Origin of the sequence: Lentzea kristufekii (assembly GCF_033949925.1) — a bacterium.
Lineage (GTDB): Bacteria > Actinomycetota > Actinomycetes > Mycobacteriales > Pseudonocardiaceae > Lentzea > Lentzea kristufekii.
In genome coordinates this window covers 260471-279676 of the sequence record NZ_JAXAVV010000006.1, presented here as the reverse complement: position 1 = coordinate 279676, position 19206 = coordinate 260471, and the positions used below count along the sequence as shown (strand labels likewise).

General features: G+C 70.2%; 18 protein-coding genes. 5 read left to right on the top strand and 13 right to left on the bottom strand.

Annotated features, from left to right (window positions below):
• Positions 1 to 15: 15 nt before the first annotated feature.
• Positions 16 to 771, bottom strand: coding sequence for an alpha/beta hydrolase (locus SK571_RS15140; RefSeq protein ID WP_319984695.1), 756 nt, complete (start codon positions 769 to 771; stop codon positions 16 to 18).
• 62 nt (positions 772 to 833) lie between these two features.
• On the opposite strand from SK571_RS15140, the gene SK571_RS46380 reads away from it, so the two are divergent.
• Positions 834 to 1604: an alpha/beta fold hydrolase gene (locus tag SK571_RS46380; RefSeq protein WP_406601984.1), complete on the top strand. Its 771-nt coding sequence runs from the start codon at positions 834 to 836 to the stop codon at positions 1602 to 1604.
• Positions 1605 to 1625: 21 nt separating this feature from the next.
• Here SK571_RS46380 and SK571_RS15130 read toward each other — a convergent pair whose 3' ends face one another.
• On the bottom strand, positions 1626 to 2270 hold the full coding sequence (locus SK571_RS15130; protein WP_319984693.1) for a class I SAM-dependent methyltransferase: 645 nt from the start codon (positions 2268 to 2270) through the stop codon (positions 1626 to 1628).
• Positions 2271 to 2355: 85 nt separating this feature from the next.
• Here SK571_RS15130 and SK571_RS15125 point away from each other — a divergent pair, with 85 nt between their 5' ends.
• On the top strand, positions 2356 to 2958 hold the full coding sequence (locus tag SK571_RS15125; RefSeq protein WP_319984692.1) for a TetR/AcrR family transcriptional regulator: 603 nt from the start codon (positions 2356 to 2358) through the stop codon (positions 2956 to 2958).
• Between the two features lie 127 nt (positions 2959 to 3085).
• Positions 3086 to 3598 carry a DinB family protein gene (locus tag SK571_RS15120; protein WP_319984691.1) on the top strand — a complete coding sequence of 171 codons (513 nt, stop codon included), beginning with the start codon at positions 3086 to 3088 and terminating at the stop codon, positions 3596 to 3598.
• Positions 3599 to 3609: 11 nt separating this feature from the next.
• Here the strand turns inward: SK571_RS15120 and SK571_RS15115 are convergent, their stop codons facing one another.
• A complete protein-coding gene (locus tag SK571_RS15115; protein WP_319984690.1) occupies positions 3610 to 4626 on the bottom strand; it encodes a flavin-containing monooxygenase in 1017 nt (338 codons plus the stop codon).
• A gap of 58 nt (positions 4627 to 4684) precedes the next feature.
• Positions 4685 to 5521, bottom strand: a complete 837-nt coding sequence (locus SK571_RS15110) for a helix-turn-helix domain-containing GNAT family N-acetyltransferase (protein ID WP_319984689.1) — start codon at positions 5519 to 5521, stop codon at positions 4685 to 4687.
• A 99-nt stretch (positions 5522 to 5620) separates the two neighbouring features.
• Between SK571_RS15110 and SK571_RS15105 the strand changes: the two genes are divergently transcribed.
• Together SK571_RS15105 and SK571_RS15100 are read left to right on the top strand one after the other, a co-directional pair.
• The gene (locus SK571_RS15105; protein ID WP_319984688.1) at positions 5621 to 6952 is read left to right on the top strand and encodes an FAD-dependent oxidoreductase; all 1332 of its coding nucleotides are present in this window, start codon (positions 5621 to 5623) and stop codon (positions 6950 to 6952) included.
• Positions 6942 to 8129: an MFS transporter gene (locus SK571_RS15100; protein ID WP_319984687.1), complete on the top strand. Its 1188-nt coding sequence runs from the start codon at positions 6942 to 6944 to the stop codon at positions 8127 to 8129. The genes SK571_RS15105 and SK571_RS15100 overlap by 11 nt, the downstream gene beginning before the upstream one ends.
• Before the next feature lie 35 nt (positions 8130 to 8164).
• Here SK571_RS15100 and SK571_RS15095 read toward each other — a convergent pair whose 3' ends face one another.
• The 9 genes from SK571_RS15095 to SK571_RS15055 form a co-directional block, all read right to left on the bottom strand.
• Positions 8165 to 8737, bottom strand: coding sequence for a hypothetical protein (locus tag SK571_RS15095; protein WP_319984686.1), 573 nt, complete (start codon positions 8735 to 8737; stop codon positions 8165 to 8167).
• Between the two features lie 101 nt (positions 8738 to 8838).
• Entirely contained in the window at positions 8839 to 10425 is a 1587-nt protein-coding gene (locus SK571_RS15090) for a glycoside hydrolase family 64 protein (protein WP_319984685.1), read from the bottom strand.
• Between the two features lie 194 nt (positions 10426 to 10619).
• The gene (locus tag SK571_RS15085) at positions 10620 to 11765 is read right to left on the bottom strand and encodes a hypothetical protein (RefSeq protein WP_319984684.1); all 1146 of its coding nucleotides are present in this window, start codon (positions 11763 to 11765) and stop codon (positions 10620 to 10622) included.
• A gap of 47 nt (positions 11766 to 11812) precedes the next feature.
• Positions 11813 to 12649 carry an SGNH/GDSL hydrolase family protein gene (locus SK571_RS15080; RefSeq protein ID WP_319984683.1) on the bottom strand — a complete coding sequence of 279 codons (837 nt, stop codon included), beginning with the start codon at positions 12647 to 12649 and terminating at the stop codon, positions 11813 to 11815.
• Between the two features lie 42 nt (positions 12650 to 12691).
• Positions 12692 to 13507, bottom strand: a complete 816-nt coding sequence (locus tag SK571_RS15075) for a rhamnogalacturonan acetylesterase (RefSeq protein WP_319984682.1) — start codon at positions 13505 to 13507, stop codon at positions 12692 to 12694.
• A gap of 185 nt (positions 13508 to 13692) precedes the next feature.
• The gene (locus SK571_RS15070) at positions 13693 to 15168 is read right to left on the bottom strand and encodes a family 43 glycosylhydrolase (RefSeq protein ID WP_319984681.1); all 1476 of its coding nucleotides are present in this window, start codon (positions 15166 to 15168) and stop codon (positions 13693 to 13695) included.
• Between the two features lie 10 nt (positions 15169 to 15178).
• Entirely contained in the window at positions 15179 to 16153 is a 975-nt protein-coding gene (locus SK571_RS15065; RefSeq protein WP_319984680.1) for an arabinan endo-1,5-alpha-L-arabinosidase, read from the bottom strand.
• A gap of 53 nt (positions 16154 to 16206) precedes the next feature.
• Positions 16207 to 17646: a family 43 glycosylhydrolase gene (locus SK571_RS15060; protein WP_319984679.1), complete on the bottom strand. Its 1440-nt coding sequence runs from the start codon at positions 17644 to 17646 to the stop codon at positions 16207 to 16209.
• An 11-nt stretch (positions 17647 to 17657) separates the two neighbouring features.
• Complete coding sequence (locus SK571_RS15055) at positions 17658 to 19028, bottom strand: glycoside hydrolase family 43 protein (protein WP_319984678.1); 1371 nt, start codon at positions 19026 to 19028, stop codon at positions 17658 to 17660.
• Positions 19029 to 19206 lie beyond the last annotated feature (178 nt).

Genomic DNA, 19206 nt, shown 5'->3' with positions numbered 1-19206 from the left:
TGGTCCCGTGACCGGTCAGACGGCACACAGAGCCGGTCGCGTCTCGGTGCTCCAGGCGACGAGCCGCTCCTGCAGTGCCGTGTAGACGTCCGGGTCGAAGCCCATCCCGGTGTGGGTGCTGCGGACCTCCACGCAGTCGGCGGACGGGTCGAGGCTGAGACGCCACGGGACGATGCCGTCCGATCGGGAGTACACCGACAGGGCGGGAACCTCCGGTGGCAGCGGTTCCGCCAGTGCACGGGTGTTGTTCTCGAAGCAGGATCCGGTGAAGCAGTCGTCGTCCATCAGGCCGGGCACGCCGACAGCGGACAGGCGCGCCAGCAACCTCGCCGCCCTGAGCACGTGCGGATGCGCGTCCATCGGGTCGACCACCGGGCTGCCCAGCATGACCAGGCCGCGCACCAGGTCGGGCCGGCGCACGGCGGCGAGGCGGGCGAGCGCGCCGCCGCGGCTCTGACCCAGCAGCAGCACGCGGTCACCGGTGGCGTCGGCGTGCTGCTCGAGCCGTTGCTCGAGGTGGTCGACCAGTGCGGTGGTGCAGCCGAGGTTGAGTCCGATGTTCGCACCGGCGGGCTCGTAGCCGCGGTCGCGCAGCCAGGTCGAGGTGAGCTGCAGGCTCAGGTCGGCGGCGGCGAAGCCGGGGACGAGCAGTACGCCGAGCCCGTCGCCCTGACCGGGATCGGGGTTGCGCCAGACGGGATGACACAGCAGCCGGGGGATGCCCAGCATCGCGAACAGGACGTGTTCGCGGGCCAGAGTGCTCAAGGACATGGCGCAGGATTCGCCCCGCAGGTGGTCGGTAAACAGGGGGAACGATCACGTTTTCCGGCCGTGTGGCGGTGCGGAGCCTGGAGGCGGGCTGGGAGCACACCTCGGGCCCGGTCGTGGCCGTGGTGCCCGGCCTGGGCGCGCTGGGCTACTTGAAGGACACGGTGGACGCGTGCGCCGTCTGGGCCAGGACGTTCCTGCTCGACGTGCCCGGCTTCGGCCGTCGAGGTCCGCAGGGCTGCCCTCCGGAGGTTCCCGCCATCGCGGAGACGGTGTCGGCGTGGCTGGCACAGGTCGCCGGCGGTCCGGTCGTGCTGGCCGGGCATTCCGCGGGTGCTCAGGCGGCACTGCACGTCGCCGCGGCACATCCGGACCGCGTGAGCGCACTGGTCCTGCTGGGACCGACCTTCCCGCCGGAGCAACATGTCCTCAGTGGACTGGTGCGGCTTCACCCGCAACTCCCGCCACGAGCCACCAGGTCTGTTCCAGGCGACCGCGCCCTGCTACCTGCGCGGAGGCCCGAGGGCACTCGCGCGGTTCGTCCGCTCCGCGCAGCGCGACGAACCCGAGCACGTCATCACCGGTGTCCGGTGCCCGGTGTTCCTCGCCCGCGGAGAACACGACGCCTTCGCGCCCCAGCGGTGGCTCGACCGGCTCGCGGCGGCAGCACCCCACGGGCGGTCCACGACCGTGCCGGGCGCCGGAGCCCCACGCTCTGCGGGCTGCGACACCCACGAGCAGGTGTGCCGCGATGGCGATCCCGGCGACCACCAGACCCGCGCGATAGCCGAGTCCGATGTGAACGGCCAGGCCGGCGAGCACGGCGACGATGGTGAGCTTGCGTGCGAGTCGTTGTCTCACAGCGGCTTGTCCGCTCGAACGCAGTGCAGGAACCAGCTGGTCCGCGTGGTCCGGCCGACCTGGAAGCCGGCGTCGCCGAGCATGGGACCGATGCGCCCCACCGGGTTGTCGCGCATCGCCTCGCCCGTCGTCGCACCCACCAGGTGCCTGGCCAGACGTCCCTGTGGTGGCAGGAAGTCCGCGATCAGCACGCGGCCGCCTGGCCGCAGCACCCGGAACATCTCCGCGAACGCCCGCGCACGGGCGTCCTCGGGGATGTGGTGCACCGCCAGGCTGGACAGCACGACGTCGAAGGAGGCGTCAGGCAGGTCGAGGGCCTCTGCCTTGCCGACCACGAACGAGCAGTTCGCGCTCGCCCGCTTGCGCCGGGCCTCCTCGATCATCGGCTCCGACACGTCGACGCCGACCGCGCGTCCTGCCGGCGCGGCCTGCGCGGCGAGCGAGGTGAGGTAACCGGGTCCGCAGCCCACGTCGAGCACCTCGTCCTCCGCGGTGACCTCGGCGAGTGCGACGAGACGCCCGAAGATGCGGCGACGGCTTCCGGTGAACGCCAGTGCGGAAAGCAGTTCGTAGGCGCGTGCGTGGCGAATCGCACCGGGAGCGCCCTCCGGCGACTTCCCGTTCGGATGGGTCTTGTGCATCGCGTGCCCCTCTAACTTAGTGACGACTAAGTAGCTGACGCCGCGAGCTTAGTCACGACTAAGTAGGGGTGTCTAGGATGCATCCGTGACCGAACAACGGGAGCGCCGGACCCGGATGACCGCCGAGGAGCGCCGCGAGTCGATCCTCGTGGCGGCGACAGAACTGTTCGCCGAAGTCGGCTACCTGCGCGGCAGGACGTCGGCGGTCGCGCGCAGGATCGGCGTGAGCGAGCCGGTGGTGTTCCAGAACTTCGGCACCAAGGCGACCTTGTTCGCCGCCGTGGTCGACCGCGCCGCCGACCACATCTGCCGCATGGTCGACCGCGTCACGACCTCCGACGTGCCGGTCTCCGGCCTGCTGAAGATGATGCTCGACCCCGAGCACCTCCGGCACGTGCACAGCGCGGGCTCAGTGGGAGCGATCTTCGCCGACGCCTCCACGATCCACGACGAACCGGAGATCGAGGCAGCCACCCGCCGGGCCGTCCAGCGGTTCGCCGCCGCGATCACCGGCCTTCTCGACCGCGGCCGGGCGAGCGGCGAGCTCCGTGCCGATCTCGACACCGAGGCCGCCGCCTGGTGGCTGATCTCCTTGGTCGCCTCGCAGAAGTTCCGCCGGACCACGGCTGCCGACCCCGAAGCGATCGAAGCACGGCTTGCGGAGAGCACGTTGGCGTTCCTGACCTAGCGCGTCTTCTCGCGGCACAGCACCACGCTGATCACTTCGCGGGCGGGCTCAAGCAGGACCGAACCGCGTGTGGTGCGCAGGGAACTGACCCGTTGAACACGGTGCCCGGTCGGCGCACCATGAGCGGGTGGACAGGTCATCGGTGCACGACGACTTCGATCGAGCACGGGCGACTTTCCGCGCCCTGCTCGGTGAAGCCACGGACGAGGAGCTGAGGCGCCGTTCGAGCGGCACGCGGTGGAACAACCGGCAGCTGCTGTTCCACATACTGCTCGGGTTCCTGATCATGCGTGCCCTGCTGGCGCTGGCGAGGATCGTCGCGCGGCTGCCGGACGGAGCGGGCCGTGGCTGGGCGAGGCTGCTCAACGCCGGCACGAAGCCCTTCGACGCGGTCAACTTCGTCGGCTCGTGGGTCGGCGGCACCCTCCTGCCTCGCGGGGCGATGGTGGTGCTGTGCGACCGCACCGTGGCGGCGTTGCACCGGCGCCTCGACCGGGAAGACGAGAGCAGCCTGGCCAAGGGGATGCCGTACCCGACCCGATGGGATCCGTTCTTCCGCGAGTTCATGACGGTGGCGGACCTGTACCGCTTCCCGGTGCAGCACTTCGACTTCCACCGTGAGCAGCTCTCGCTGAGCTGATCAGCGATCCGTCACCGGAGCAGGCGTCCGACCACGTGAGCGGCGTCGCGGCCGACACCGCGCAAGGTGGCGGAGGAGAGACTCCGCTGCCACTCGAGGCCCACGAAGCCGAGTCCGCCGTGGCGGCGCGAGACACCGCGGTCGTGCTCGGTTCCCAGTCCGTCCAGGTACGGCAGGTCGCGGCGGTAGCCGGTGGCGAGGATGATCGCGTCGACGTGTTCGCGCTGGTCGTCGGGCCAGATGACCTTCGATCCCTCCAGTGCGGTGAACATCTGCCGGCGGTCGGGGCGTCGGGCGTCGAGGGCGCTGCGGTAGCGGCCGGTGTCGAGAACCGGGGTGGTGAAGCCGTTGGGCAGCCAGGGGCCGATCGGGAGGTGGTCGAGGCCGGTGTGGTCGAGCCAGAAGTGCAGGTCGCGGCCGAACGGGCGTTGGGCGGAGAACTTCACCGGCTTGCGGGTCGCGAGGGTGACGCGGGCGTGTTCGGAGAGTTCCGCGGCGATCTGGACGGCGGAGTTGCCGGCGCCGACCACGATGACCCGCTGGCCGTGGAACTCTCCGGGAGAGCGGTACCGCGCGGCGTGCAGCACGGTGCCGGGGAACTCGTCGAGACCGGGCACCGTGGGCCGGTGCGGGTTGCCGAAGCCGCCGGTGGCGGCGATGACGATCGGTGCGGTGAAGCTCGTCCCGTCCGCGATCGTCACCCGGAACCTGTTGTCGCGCAACACTTCTGCGACACGGTGGCCGGTGCGGAGATCGGCGTCGAGGTGCTTGGCGTAGTCGCGGAGGTAGTCGACGACTTCGTCGCGGTGCGGATAGCGCTCCGGATCGCCGGGGAACGGCGAGCCGGGCAGAGCGCTGTAGCGGGCGGGGGAGAAGAGGGTGAGGCTGTCGTAGTAGAACGGCCAGGAGCCGGCCGGTTCGTCGCCTGCTTCCAGGACGAGCGGGTGCAGGCCTCGCGAGATGAGGGCGTGGGCGGAAGCGAGACCGGACTGGCCGGCGCCGATGACGATGGCGTCGTGGCTGTTCATGGGCACCTCGAAGTAGCCGTCGCCGAGCACGGCGACGGGAGGAGTGGTCAGACGGGTGTCAGTCGGCCTTGCGGCGTTCGAGGAAGACGGTGTCGCGCCACACGCCGTGGTGCTGCGCGATGCGTTCGCGGACGCCGAGGGTGCGGAAGCCCGCGGAGTGGTGCAGGGCGAGGCTCGCGCGGTTCTCGGGGAAGATCGAGGTCTGCAACGTCCAGAGGCCGGCGCCGTCCGCTGCGGTGACCTGCTGGTGCAGCAGGGCTTTGCCGACGCCTCGGCCGCGGAAGCCGGCTCCCACGTAGACGGACGTCTCCGCCACGCCGGCGTAGCAGTCCCTCGCGGACACCGGTGTCGCCGCGGCCCAGCCCGCCGTCTCGCCGTCGATCTCGGCGATCCAGCGGTGCTCGGGCAGCCACTTGGCCTCGAGCGTCCTGCGTTGGGGGACCTCGGTTTCGAACGTCGCGTCGCCCGTGGCGATGCCCTCGGCGTAGATGCGGCGGACGGCGGTCCAGTCGTCCTCGCGCAGGGCGCGGACGGTCACGTCGAGCGGCAGGTCCTGCGGGCAGCAGGGGCGAGGTGCGAGCACTCCCATGACGATGTCGGCGGCGTGGGGGAGGCCGGTGCAGCAGGACGGGTTCACCGTGACCTGCGTGGCGGTGCCTTCCTTGTGCACCCGCAGGAAGCCGACCTCGGCGAGCTTGCGCACGTGGTGGGAACACGTGGACTGGCTGGTGCCGAGCAGCTCGGTCAGTTCGCCGACGGTCATCGCGCGTCCCGCGGTCGCGACGGCGTGCAGCAACCGCACGCGGGTGGGCTCGGCGAGGCACGCGAACCACTCCGCGTAGGTCGCGGCATCGCCTGCGGGCAGGACGGCCGGCGAGGCCGCTGTCGTCGTCATGGGGTGAAGTATCGACACAGATCGATGGTTGCGTCAATCGATCGCGGTCGATACAGTCGTCGGTGTTGATTTGAAATCTGTCGATACAAGGGGTGTGTCGTGAACGAGTTGCCAGTCGTCGTGGTGGGTGCCGGGCCGGCGGGATTGTCCGCGGCGGCGAACCTGGCCGAACGAGGCGAGCGGGTGATCGTGCTGGAGGCGGGCGACCGGGCGGGTGCCGCGGTGTCGCAGTGGAACCACGTCCGGCTGTTCTCGCGGTGGAGCGAGCTGGTCGACCCCGCCGCCGAACGGTTGCTGACGCCGACCGGGTGGGTGCGTCCCGACGGTGGCGCGTATCCGACCGGTGCGGAGTGGGCCGACCTCTACCTCGAGCCGCTGGCCGAAGCCCTCGGTGACCGGGTGCGGCTCGGTGCACGCGTTGTGGGCGTCGCTCGCCGCGGTCGTGACCGGGTGGTCGACGCGGGCCGCGAGGACGAGCCGCTGACCGTGCACGTGCGGACCGCTGCCGGCGAGGAGCGGATCACCGCCCGTGCGGTGGTCGACGCGTCCGGCACGTGGGGTTCACCGAACCCGCTCGGCGGGGACGGGCTTCCCGCGCTGGGAGAGCAGGCGGCGGCCGCGCGGATCAACTACCGCGTGCCCGACCTCGTGACCGAACGCGCTCGCTACGCGGGCAGGCGGATCGCGGTCGCGGGCAGCGGTCACTCCGCCCTCACCGCGCTCGTCGCGCTGGCCGGACTGGCCGAGCAGGAGCCTGGAACGAAGATCGTGTGGCTGCTGCGGCGCGGTGCGGTCGGCAACGCCTTCGGTGGCGGTGAAGCCGACCAGCTGCCCGCACGCGGCGCGCTCGGCCTGCGAGCCAGGAAGGCGGCCGAGGCCGGGCACATCGAGACGGTCACCGGTTTCCGCACCGCGTCGGTGGACCGTGCCGCGGACGGCAGCCTCACGCTGGAGTCGTTCGACGGCCACCAGGTCGAGGGCGTCGACGAGGTCGTGGTGCTGACCGGGTTCCGGCCGGACCTGTCGTGGCTGTCGGAGATCCGGCTCGACCTGGACCCGGTGCTGCAGGCGCCGACGAAGCTCGCGCCGTTGATCGACCCGAACGTCCACTCGTGCGGCACGGTCTACCCGCACGGCGAGGCCGAGCTGCGGCACCCCGAGCCGGGTGTTTACCTGGTGGGCATGAAGAGCTACGGCCGTGCGCCGACCTTCCTGTCGCTGACGGGCTACGAGCAGGTGCGGTCCGTCGTCGCCGCGATCGCCGGCGACCACGAGGCGGCCGGGCGCGTCGAGCTCGTCCTGCCCGAGACGGGCGTCTGCGGCGGTGCCGGTGTGTTCGACGCACCGGCGGAGCAGAAGAACGGCGGCGGATGCTGCAGCACGCCGGAGACGGCCGACGTGTCGATCGGCCTCGCGCCCAGTGCACGCTGACACAGCGGCGCGGCCCGGCACCCACGCCGGGCCGCGCCGCGTGCTGATCGTCCTGTGCGCCACCGAGATCATCAGCTGGGGCGTGCTCTATTACGCCTTCCCGGTGCTGCTGCCGACCATCAGCACGAGCACCGGGTGGTCGCTCGCGGCGATCACCGCCGGGTTCTCCGCGAGCCAGGTCGTCGCGGGCCTGGTGGGCATTCCGGTGGGCAGGCTGCTCGACCGGCACGGCCCGCGCGCCGTCATGACCACCGGCTCGGTCATCGCGGTGCTCGCGCTGGTGGCACTGGCGACAGCGGACTCGCTGGCGTGGTTCACCGCGGCGTGGCTGCTGGCGGGCGTGGCGATGGCGGGGGTCTTCTACGCGCCCGCGTTCGCCGCGCTCACCCGCTGGTACGGGCCGCGCCGCGTGTCGGCACTGACCGCGCTGACCCTGGTCGCAGGCCTTGCCAGCACCGTGTTCGCGCCGCTGACGGCGGTGCTGAACGACCTCGTGGACTGGCGAGGCACCTATCTCGTGCTCGCCGGGTTCCTCGCCGTCACCACGATTCCGCTGCACCTCCTGGGCTTGCGCCTGCCGTGGCCGATGATCGAGCACGAAACCGCCCACGCGCCGTCGGCGGTGGCGCGCAGCAGACCATTCCTGGTGCTCGTGATCGCGATGAGCCTGGCCGCGTTCAGCGTGTACGCCGTCGTGATCAACCTCGTGCCGCTGCTCACCGAACGCGGCATGACGACCTCGGCCGCCGCGGTCGCGCTCGGTGTGGGCGGGATCGGCCAGGTGCTCGGCCGCCTCGGCTACGGCAGGCTGGCCGCGAGGACCTCGGTGCGCACCCGCACCCTGCTGGTCCTCCTGGTCAGCGCCGCCGCGACCGTTCTGCTGGGTGTGGTGCCCGGTCCGGCCCTGCTGCTGATCGCGGGTTCGGTGCTCGCCGGTGTCACGCGCGGGATCTTCACGCTGGTGCAGGCGACCGCGATCACCGACCGGTGGGGTCCTGTCCACTACGGACGGCTCAACGGCCTGCTCACCGCACCGGTCATGCTCACGGCGGCGATCGCGCCGTGGGCGGGCAGCGCCCTGGCCGCCTGGCTCGGCGGCTACCCGGCGGTGTTCGTGGTGCTGGGCGTGATCGGCGTGCTGGCGGCGGCGTTGTCGACCGCCAGCGTGCCGCGGTAGTCAGTCAGTCGCGCTCGCGCACCGGCACGGCCACGTCATCGGATGCCCGTCCGGTTCTGCAGCGCCCCGATCTTCGTGCCGTACAGGAAGAACACCGCCATGAACACCTCGATCCGCTGCTCCGGCGAGAGCTCGTCGAGGTCCACCGCGATCTCCGTCTCCCGCACGTCGACCTCCCGCGCCAGCCGCTGGTTGAACACCGCTCGCGCGACGTTCTGGCTGCGTTCGTCGACGTCCGCGTGGAACAGCCGGCGCAGGTCGCAGTCGGGCGGCAGGGGGTGGCGGACGAGTTCGGCGGGGTAGCGGGCGTTCACGACGCGCGCCGCCGTGTTGAGCGCGTGGGCGATGAGCTCCGGCCCCTTGCCGAAGTGGTCCACCATCGCGACCAGCTCGTCGAGGGTCGCGACGTCCTCCTCGATGCTGACCGGTGTGCTGATGTCGAGGTCCAGGCGTTCCATCGCCATCGCGACGTTCGCGAGCACCTGGTCCGGGTCGACGACGAGCCGGTCGCCGAGATGAACGCTCGCACGGTGGTGGTGGGGATCTAACAACTCCTGCGCCTCGCGGCTGAGGTGCGCGTGCGGCAGGTCCTGGTGGTCGGTCGTCACGCGCATTGCGTGCCCGTTTTCGGGTGAGCGCAACCGTCCATTCACGAACGAATGAAACGCCGGGGCGCACAAGCACCCCGGCGTCGGTCGAGCGTCGGATGTCAGCCGCGGTGCCACTTCTGGTTGGCGCCGCCGACGCAGTCCCACATGTGCAGGACGGCGTCGTTGTCCGGGTTCCACTCCGCGATGTCCACGCACTTGTTCGCCTGCGGGTTCACCAGGTCACCCGCCCCGGTCAGCACGAACTGCTGGGCCGGGTTGCCCGAGCAGGTCGCGAGCTGCACGGCCGCGCCGTTGGCCGTCGAACCCCACGCCACGTCCACGCACTTGTTGTTCTCCGTGCGCAGCGTGCCGCCCACGAACTCGAACTTCTGGTTCGTGCCGCCCGTGCAGTTCCACACGATCAGGCGCTGGCCGTCGGCGAAGTTCCAGTTCGGCACGTCGATGCACTTGCCGTGCCAGTCGCTGACGATGCTGCTGACCGCGGGCGGGGGAGCGGAGCCGCCGAACGGGGTGAGGATGATCCCGGCCGAACGCGGGTCGCCGTCGTGCACCAGCGACTCCTGCGCCTGCACGTCGTCGAACGCGAACCCGTACGCCTTGCCGTCCACCATGTTCTGGTGCACCAGCCGCGAGTAGTGGTTGGTGATCGCGCCCTGGTAGAAGTCGGCGGGGCCGCCGCCGGGCTGCACGTCGATGCGGCCGAGCGTGGAGCGGTGCAGGGCGGCGCACAGGGTGCGCGCGATCGGGCCGACCACCTGGTCGTTGGGAGCGTGCAACGCGCCGTCGCAGCCCCACACGTTCGCCGTGGACGGCTTCGCGAACGACGCCACCTGCTGACCGGCGGAGTTCGTGAAGTTCATCGTGGTGCCGGACGTGCGGCCGAAGTACTTCACGTCCGGGCGGTCGCCGAACGGCTGCACGGTCAGCGTCTTGGTCGTGTACGCGTTCCACGCCTGCGTGATGTACGAGTCCAGGTAGTTGCGGTCGAAGTTGCCGACGTCGGCCGCCTTGCCCGGCGCGAGCACCCGCAGCACCGTGCCGTCCGGACGGGACATGATCGACCCGCCCCAGCCGGCCTGGTTGCGGATGCCGTTGATCACGGCGTCCCGCCCGCCGGACTTCAGCTCGCCGGTCTTCTTCGTGGCGCCGCTCGCGCCCGTCACGGTCACCGCGTGCGGCACCGCGAACATGTCCACCTGGGAGCTGTTGAGCCACAGGCCGGCGTCGTTGTAGGTGAACTCGCTCCAGTCGAACAGGATGCCGCTGTTCGGGTCGCCGGACGCCCACGGCGCCGGCTGCACCAGGCCGTCGGGCGTCAGGAAGAACTTGAGCTTCTCGCCGAACGACATGTAGACGCGGCCCGAGATGAACCGGGGCACGCGCAGTGTGGCGGTGCCACCGGGACCGGGGCCGGCGATGGACACGTCCGGTGCGGGCGTGGGCGGGTTGCCGCCCGGCGACCACGGCGTGAACGCGCCCGCCTGGTTGACGTACCCGAGACGTCCGTTGCGGATGTCGGTGCCCAGGACGTACAGGTGCACGCCCTCGGACCGGCCGCTGTTGTTGGTGACGTTGAGCGGCAGCAGGTCGGGCCCGATCGCCTGTACCGGGGTGATCGCGACAGCCGCCGACGCGGTCGCCGCCAGCGCGGCGAGCGCGCTGAACCACTTTGTTCGAGTGCGCATCTGACTCCTTGTGCAGGGGTGCTCCACCAGCAGGTCCCCCGACCGGCTTCAGGGCGGTCGGCGGCCCCCGGTCCGAGAAATGGTCCAGACCGGTTATGAGAGCGCTTCCATGGTCAGGTGCAGATGCGAGCCCTGTCAATACCGGAGGTGGTGGTCGTGCCGCCGATCAGGCGGCACGACTCACCCGATCGCCGTCAGGAGCAGACGTTCGACGTGCTGTTGTTCAACGTGAGGTTGCGGAACGTCGTGTTCGTCCCGCAGGGGCTCTCACGCACCGACGAGTTCGTCACCGTCAGGTTCTGGACGGTGATGTCGCGGTTGTTCGGGAACTCCGAGCGCGCGGCCAGCCGGATCTCGCCGCCACCGGTCACCGTGCCGCTCTGCGCCGCGAGGGTCACGTTGGTGCAGTTCTCGATCAGGACCGCGTTGCTGCCGGTGTTCGCGAGGTCGATCCGGTCGATGGTCAGCCCGCCGCTCTCGGACACGCAGAACACACCCCGGCCGCCACCACGGGCCCGGACCGTGCCGACCCGGATGTTCGTGGGGTAACCGGTGCCGACGCGGCCGTTGCGGTTGGCGGTGCGGAACGCCGCGTACCCGGTGCCCGCGCCCGCGTTCTCCGCGTCGACCGTGCCGACGGTGGCGTTGATGGTGTCGTTGAGCAACAGCCCGGACTCGCCGACGTTGCGGGCGGTCACCGTGCCGATCGTGAGACCGTCCACGCCGTAGGTCTCGACGGCGTGGCTGCTCGCACCGGACGCGAAGACGTTGTCGATCCTGATGTTGCGGCTGCGCACGCTGGTGTTGCCGCGGTTGTCGATGCGCACGCCGAGGCCGCCGGACAACCGCAGGTCGATCTGCCCGAGCACGACGTTGTCGACGTTGCGCAGGAAGATCCCGTACAGCGGGCGGCCGGTCACGCTGAGGTGGCGCACCTCGACGTCGCGGGTGCCCCTGGAGTAGATCGGGGCCTGGTCGCCGGAGCCGGTGCCGGTCACGTTGATCGTGCCGCAGACGTCGATACCGGTGTAGCTGGGCAACGAGATCCGCGAGCCCGCGCCGACCGACCCGCTGCCGCGCACCAGAACCCACTGCTTCGAGGTGCGTCCCCCGGTGAGGCTGTCGACGGCGGCCTGGACGGCGGACCGCATGTCGGCGCCGGTGTAGACGGTCCGGCTGCCGTTGCGAGAGGTCCACGTGCTGCCGTTGAGCACCGCCTCGGCGTTGAACGTCCGGTCACCGCAGGCCATGATCTGAGGCGAGGCGGTGGCCGGCGCGAGACCTCCGAGCACGGTCGCCGCCGCCACGGCCGCGCCGATGCGCCACCTGGTCGAGAGCATGCGAAATCCCCTTTCGGTGTGTGCGGCGACGGATGGCGTCGGCTGTCCTACTTGAGGTAGCCGGACAACGGGATGCGCTGGTCGCGCAGGGCCTTGGCCACGACACGGGCGATCTGCTCGGCTCCCGCGGCCTCGAAGTGCGTGTGGTCGTTGCAGAAGAAGGCGCCGACCGGGCCCTTGGTGTAGTCGCCGTCGTTGGGGCACAGCTTCAGCGCGTTGTAGAGCGTGTAGCTCAGCTTGTGCAGATCGATGACGGTCGCACCGGCGGCCCTGCCCGCGTCGGCCGTCTCGGTGAGGAAGCCGCGCGTGCCGACGGCCGTGCTGCCGCTGCACCTGATCGCGGAGACCGGCGTCAGGAAGATCGGTGTGACGCCGCGGTCCTTGGCCGCCTTGGCCATCAGCGCGAGAAGTTCCTTGTACCGGGCGCTTCCGACGTGCCGCGGGCAGTCCCGGCTGCCGTCGTTGATGCCGAACTGGATCATCAGGTAGTCGCCGGCCTTCATGCCGGCGGCCGGGTCCAGCATGGTCAGCCAGCGCTGGTGGAACGTCCTCGGGCTGACGACGCACTCACCCGCCGCGTCCTTGGTGCTCTGCACGTTGGACTCGTACAGCCACGTCTGGATGCTCCGACCGGCCACGGCGCTGTTCACCACGGTGACGTCGCCGGTGAACAGCGGGTCGAACCGGCTGCCCCAGCCCACCGGGCAGCTCGTCCTCGGATCCGCCATCGTCGAGTCACCGGCGAGCCAGACCTTCACGGCCGCCGCGCTGCTCGACGCCGAGCCGGCAGGGGCGCAGGCGGGTTCGCCGGCCGACGCGGGGCCGGCGGCGGTGAGCAGCGGCAGCACGACGAGCGCGGCCAAGGCCAGAACGCGTTTCTTCACAGGGGTTCTCCAGACAGGCAGGGGTTGTCCGATGGGGACTTCTCAGCCCTGGGGCCAGACGATCGCGCTCGCCGGGACCGGGGCGGTGAGCCGGCGGAACGAGGCGGGCGGCAGGACGCGCTGGTCGCGCAGAGCGGTGGCGACGAGCCGGGCCACCTCGATCGCTCCGGAGGCCTGGAAGTGCGTGTTGTCCTCGACGCCGTCCGGGTAGTTGGGCCAGGGCCCGGCCGGCAGGTGCAGGAAGTACTTCTTCGTTCCCTCGACGCCCGCGCGGTTCCACAACGCCGTGCTGGACGCGGTGAGGTCGATCAGGGGGACGCCCTTGGCCGCCGCGAGCTCCCGCATCGCGGCCGGGTACGCGCCGTGGCTGGGGGAGGCGGTCCCGGTGCTGGTGAAGCGGCGTCGTTCGACGGACGTGACCAGCACCGGCTTCGCGCCCTTGGCCCGGCTCCTGTCGATGTACTGGGAGAGGTAGGCCTTGTACGTCGTCGACGGCTCCGTGTAGCGGGCCGGGTCTTCCTTCTTCTGGTCGTTGTGACCGAAGGAGATGAGCAGGTGGTCGCCCCGTTTGATCCTGGACAGGATGCGGTCGAGGCGGCCCAGGTCCACGAAGCTCTTCGAGCTCGCCCCGGACAGCGCTTCGTTCGCCGTGACGACACCGCCGGTGAAGAACACCGGGAGCGCCTGACCCCACCCGGCCCGGGGAGCCAGTGCCGAGGTGTACGTGGAGGCGGTGGAGTCTCCCGCGACGTGGACGGTGACGGGTGTCGCCGCCGTGCCGGATCCCGCGACCGCTGTGGAGAGGAGCGAGAAGGCGGCGGCGATGCCGACGACGGCGGACGTGCGCCTCAGGAGCATGGAGTTCCCTTCGAAGCCGCAGGGTTTGGTAAGCGCTTTCCAGCAGCTCGGAGTATGCCGCTCACGGGCCGGAAAGCGCGACAGGGCACGAAGATTTAGGTGTTTCGACATCGAATCGACTGCCGCGGATTCGCTTCCGCGGCAGTCGGTTCACATGCCGGAACAGTCCGATCAGGACGGTCGGGTCATCCGGCCGGCTCGCCCGACGGCGCGGGGAGCTGGGCGCCGAGCGGGACCGGCGTGCCGAAGTTCGGGGTGCCGTCGGCGTTCCAGGTGAACTTCTGCGCTCGGGCGGACCGCTCCATGCCGCAGCCGGCCGAGGCGCTCGTGTTGCCGTGGTAGACGATCCAGTCCTCGGTGCCGTCGGGGGACTTGAAGAACCCGTTGTGGCCGGGACCGAACACCCCGTGCTCGTCGTTGCGCTGGAACACCGGGTCGGGCGACTTCGTCCAGTGCGCGCGGTTGAGCGGGTCGGACCCGGTGAGGGTGAGCAGGCCGAGCTTGTAGTCCGGACCCCAGCACGCGCTGGCGGAGTACACGATCATGGTGCGGCCGTTGCGGTACAGCGGTTCCGCACCCTCGTTGACCGGCGCGGTCTGCCGTTCCCACGCCAGGGTCGGCTGCGAGATGGTGCGCCGCGCGCCGCTGATGGTGTACGGGTTGGACAGCGGGGTGATGGTCAGGCTCTGGGTGCCGTCCATCGCGCTGCCCATCAGGTACAGCTTCCCGTTGTGCTGCAGGATGCTCGGGTCGAGCTCCCAGGTGCTGCCCAGGTCCGCCTTGAACGTGTACGGGCCCATCGGGTCGGTGCCCGCGCTTTCCAGCACGTGCAGGCGCTGGGTGGGGTTGTAGTCGGGCACGTTCTGGCCGGCCACGTAGTACAGGTACCACCGGCCGTTCAGCAGGTGGAACTCCGGCGCCCACATGTTGCAGCACCCGTTCGGCCGTCCGGACAGGGAGAACACCACGGTGTCCGCCGCGCTCGACAGGCCGGCCAGCGTGCGGGAACGGCGCATGGTGATCGTGGAGTTCCACGTCGTGGTGGCCAGGTAGTAGTAGCCGTTGTGGAACTGCAGCCACGGGTCGGGCCCGCCGGCCTTGATCGGGTTGGCGACGTTGCCGGGTGCGCCGATCTTGATCAGCTGCCACTGCTGGTTCGTGCCGCCGGTGTCGGGCCACTGGATCACCTGCGCGCCGTTGGCGGCGGAGAAGTCGAGGACGTCGACCGCCTTGCCGCTCGCACGGCTGACCAGCCGGACGTGCCCGTCCGGCGAGTCGGCCAGCCGGAACTGCTGGCCGGTGCGGCCGGCGTCCGTCGTCTGCACGAGCCCGGCCCGGTCCGCGGTCGACGGGAAGTCCAGGACCTTGCCGCTGTGCCGGGACTTCACCCGGTAGTAGCCGCCGCCGGAGTCGACGAACTGCCACAGCTGCCAGGCGCCGTCGTTGCGCGCGTACTGCGCGATCCGGGCGCCGTCCGCGGTGGCCCGTTCGTAGACGTCCAGCGCCTTGCCGCTGTTGCGGTTCACCAGCGCGTACGACGCGCTGGTGTCCACGACCGCGGCGGACGCCACCGTCGGCACGGCGGCGGTAATGCCGCCCAGCAGGGTGACCGTGGCGGCCAGGACCGTGGTGGTGCGCCATCGGACGGTGATCGAGGTCAAGGTGTTCTCCCTAGCGCAGGAACGGCCAGCCCGCCGAGTCGTAGGCCAGCAGGTTGATGCCGAGCCGCGACGCGCCGCTGTCGGTGTAGTAGTGGTAGACGAGGAGGTCTCCGTCGACGTCGGCGAGGACGTCCTGGTGCCCAGGCCCGTGCACGCTTCCCTGGCCCGCCAGGACCTCCGTACCGCCGCCGGACGTCATCGCGGTGCCGTCGCGGGCGACGTAAGGGCCGGTGACGCTCGTGGAGCGGCCGACCATCACCCGGTACGTGCTGGACGCGCCTCGGCAGCAGTAGTCGAACGAGACGAAGAGGTAGTAGTAGGCCCCCCGTTTGACGATGGTCGGCGCCTCGATCGGACCGCCGTTCCTGCCCGCGACGGAGCGGATCACCGAGTCGGACCGCAGGCCGGTGGCGGGGTTGAGCGCGATCATCTTGATGCCCGACCAGAACGAGCCGAAGCTCAGCCACCAGCGGCCCTGGTCGTCCACCACGAGGTCCGGGTCGATGGCGTTGAAGTTGTCCGACGTCCGGGACTCGACGACCAAGCCGCGGTGGGTCCAGGTACCGGACGCTCCGCTGGAACTGGTGGCCAGGAAGATCGCCGACCGGTTCGAGCCGAACGTCGAAGCCGAGTAGTACAACCAGTACCGTCCGTCGCGATAGGACAGATCCGGCGCCCAGAGGTTGCGGTCGCCGTTGGTGTAGGACGAAGCCCACGGCGCACCGCCGGGGAACGCCGAACCCGCGTTGCGGAACGCGATCCGGTCGGCCGAGGTCTTGAGCGCGACGTCCCTGCCGGTGTGCGCCACGAGATAGCTCCCGTCGGGGCGTTTCACCGAGCTCGGGTCGTGCACGCCGACGTCACCGGTGACCAGGCCCGGCAGGGGATAGGCCGACGCGTGCGGTGCCGTCGCGACGGTGGTGGTCAGGACCACCGCCGCGACCAGGATCGTCTTTGCCAGTGCGTACTTCCTCGAAGCGGCCATGAGACACCTCGATCTCTTGGACGGAGTTGTCGCGGCGGCGGTGGAAACCCGTGTCACTCCAGGACGAACGTCGCGTCCGCCCGTCCCTGTGCGTCGGTGACGGCCTGCAGGTAGAGCAGTCCCGCGCTGGCGCGGATGTGGCGGCCGGGGAAGTTCACCGACTCGAACGACACCGCCGAGGCGGCCGCGAGGCCCGCTCGCTGCGTGAAGCTGGCGTCGTTGCGGAACAGGGTGCTGCCGTCGCTCCGCTCGACCCACAGCTCGTTGTTGCGGTGCCGCAGGTAGTAGCCGGGGAAGTTGGTCGACTCCAGCGACACCGCGCCGGAACCGGCTAGCCCCGTGACGAGCTTGAACTGGGAGTCGGCCAACGGTGCCACGTTCGGTTCCAGGCGTGCGCGGTACTCCCAGTGCCGCACGAAGCGGTCGGCGGCGGCATAGGACCTGAGCCTGACCGGGGTGGCCCCGTCGGGGACCGGGATGCCGAAGTCCGGTGAGCCGTCGCCCTTGTAGTAGACCTTCTGCACGCGGGTGCGGCGGTTCGGGTCGTTGAGCGGGTCGCCGCTGATGTCGCGGTAGTTGCGGTCGTGGTAGACCATGACGTCGCTGGCGCCGTCCTCGGACACCGTGAACGAGTTGTGGCCGGGCCCGTACTGACCGGTCGCGTCGTTGCTGGTGAACACGGGGTTGGGGCTCTTGGTCCACGACGCCGGGTCGAGCAGGTTCGCCGACGCCGACGCGGTCAGCAGGCCGAGGCAGTAGTTCGCGTCGGTGGCGCTGGCCGAGTAGGTCAGGAAGACCTTTCCGTTGCGCTGCAACACCGCTGGTCCCTCGGCCACCTTGAACCCGCGGGTCTCCCAGGCGAGCGTCGGCACCACCAGCCGGGTCACCGTGCCGGTGATCGTCCACGGGTTCGCGCCCATGCGGGCGAGGTAGACGTTGGAGTTCGTGGCGATTCCCGGCTCCTGCTGCGCCCAGGTCAGGTAACGCACACCGTTGTGCACGAACGTGGAAGCGTCCAGGGCGAAGGTGTCCCACGGGGTCGTGATCCGGCCGCGCTCGGTCCACGCTCCGGTCAGCGGGTTGGCACTCGAGCTCTCCAGCACGTACATCCGGATGCGCCAGATGTCGTCACTGCGGCCCGCCGCGAAGTAGACGTACCACCTGCCGTTGATGAAGTGGATCTCCGGTGCCCAGATGTGGGCGGCCATCTCGCCGCTGGAGTGCTTGCGCCAGATCACCGTCTCCGGCGCGGAGGCCAGTCCCTGGATCGTGGTCGCGCGGCGCAGGACGATCCGGTCGTACTCCGGGACGGTCGCGGTGAAGTAGTAGAAGCCGTCGGTGTGCTTGAAGACGTGCGGGTCGGCACGCCGTTCCGCGATCGGGTTGGTGTACCGCACCGCGGGCGCCGCACCCGCCTGCGGCACGGGCATCCCGGCCACGCAGGTCACGGCGGCCAGCACCAGCACGGCCAGGCGAAGGAGAACGGTCTTCATCGTCTGTCCTTTCAGGCCAGTGGTGCGGCGACGGTGAAGGAGGCGTCACCGGCGAACGCCGAGCCGGAGGTGCGCCAGTCGACGCGCAGCTCGTAGTTCAGGTGGCGCAGGTACCGGCCGGGGTGGGAGTAGGACTCGAACGACGTGCTCCCGCCGCCCGCGAGACCGGCCCGGCCGCAGAACGTGGCGTCACGGGCGAACACCGCGTCACCGCTGTTGGTGTCCAGCCGGACGCGGAAGTCGTAGTGCCGCAGGTAGCGGTCGGGGAAGTTCACCGAGCGCAGCGAGTAGCAGCTCGCGTTCGCCAGGCCGGCCACGACGGTGAACGTCGCGTCCCGGCGCGCCGACAGGGCGCTGGACGAGCTCACCGGCTCGACGAAGCCGAGGTTGTCGCGGTGACGGACGTAGCGGTCGGGGAGGTTGGCCGAGCGCAACGACCGGGCGCCCGTGGCCACCGCCGTGCCGTCGCCGGAGTCCTCCCGCAGCACGGTGAAGTGCCGCGCGGTGCCGGACAGGCCGGCCAGTTCGACCTTGGCTCCGAAGCTGGTGAGATTCGTGCTGTCGGCGTAGAAGTACCGCCGCTGGCCGTACTGGTCGAAGTAGATCCGCCACCGGCCGTCGGGCAGCCGCACGAGCGCGGGCCCTTCGAGACCCGAGCCCCAGCCCGCCCAGTTGCCCGTGCCGACGAAGGTCCACGGCCCGTTCAGCGACGTGGCGGTGGCGTGCTCGATGTACTTCGTGGTCTCGTTCTTGAGGAAGTTGTGGTACGTCCCGCCGACCTTGACCAGGAAGCTGTCGATGAAGTTGGCCGGGATGCCGAGCGCCACCGGGCTGCTCCACGCCGACAGGTCCGCGTTCGTCGCGGTGATCCGGTACGGGCGGAACTGTCCCGCCGTTCCGGCCGTGGACGCGGAGAAGACCACGTGCACGCTGCCGTCGGAGTCCTTGAACCACTCCGGCGCCCACGTGCTGCCGGTGGCCCCGTTGAGTCCTACCCGGACGTTGCGCAGGAACGTCCAGGACACGTAGTCCGCGCTGCGGGCGAAGCCGATGGTGTCGCCCGTCCAGTTCGTCGTGTAGACGAGGTAGTAGTAGCCGTCGGTGTGCCGCAGGACGCTGGGATCGCGGATCAGTCCCGACGGCGGCGTGTAGGCGTTGGCCCGGACCTGGGTGAAGCTGGTGGCGTTCGCCGAGTCGTAGACGTACATGTTCGACTCGCTGCTGTTCGTGAACGCGGTCATCAGGTAGTGCGGCACAGGACCGGCGGCCGACGCCACCGGACCCGGGGCGACGACGGCCGCTCCGGCGGCGAACGCGGCTGTGACCGCGATCAGCACACGCCTTCGGAACGAGCGGACGGCACGCGGCAGGGGGAAACGCATGGACCGGCTCCTAGCGCCATTGAGAGGAGGCTCGGGCAGTGAGCGTTAACACTATGTGGTAAGGCCGCTGGTCCTGGCAATGCTGTGTGCTGGGACAACTCTCAAGTTAGCGATAACAACGAGGTCCGGCGGCTGTCGTCGAATTCTCGCCGCCCGCCGTTCGACGAGAATTCGACGA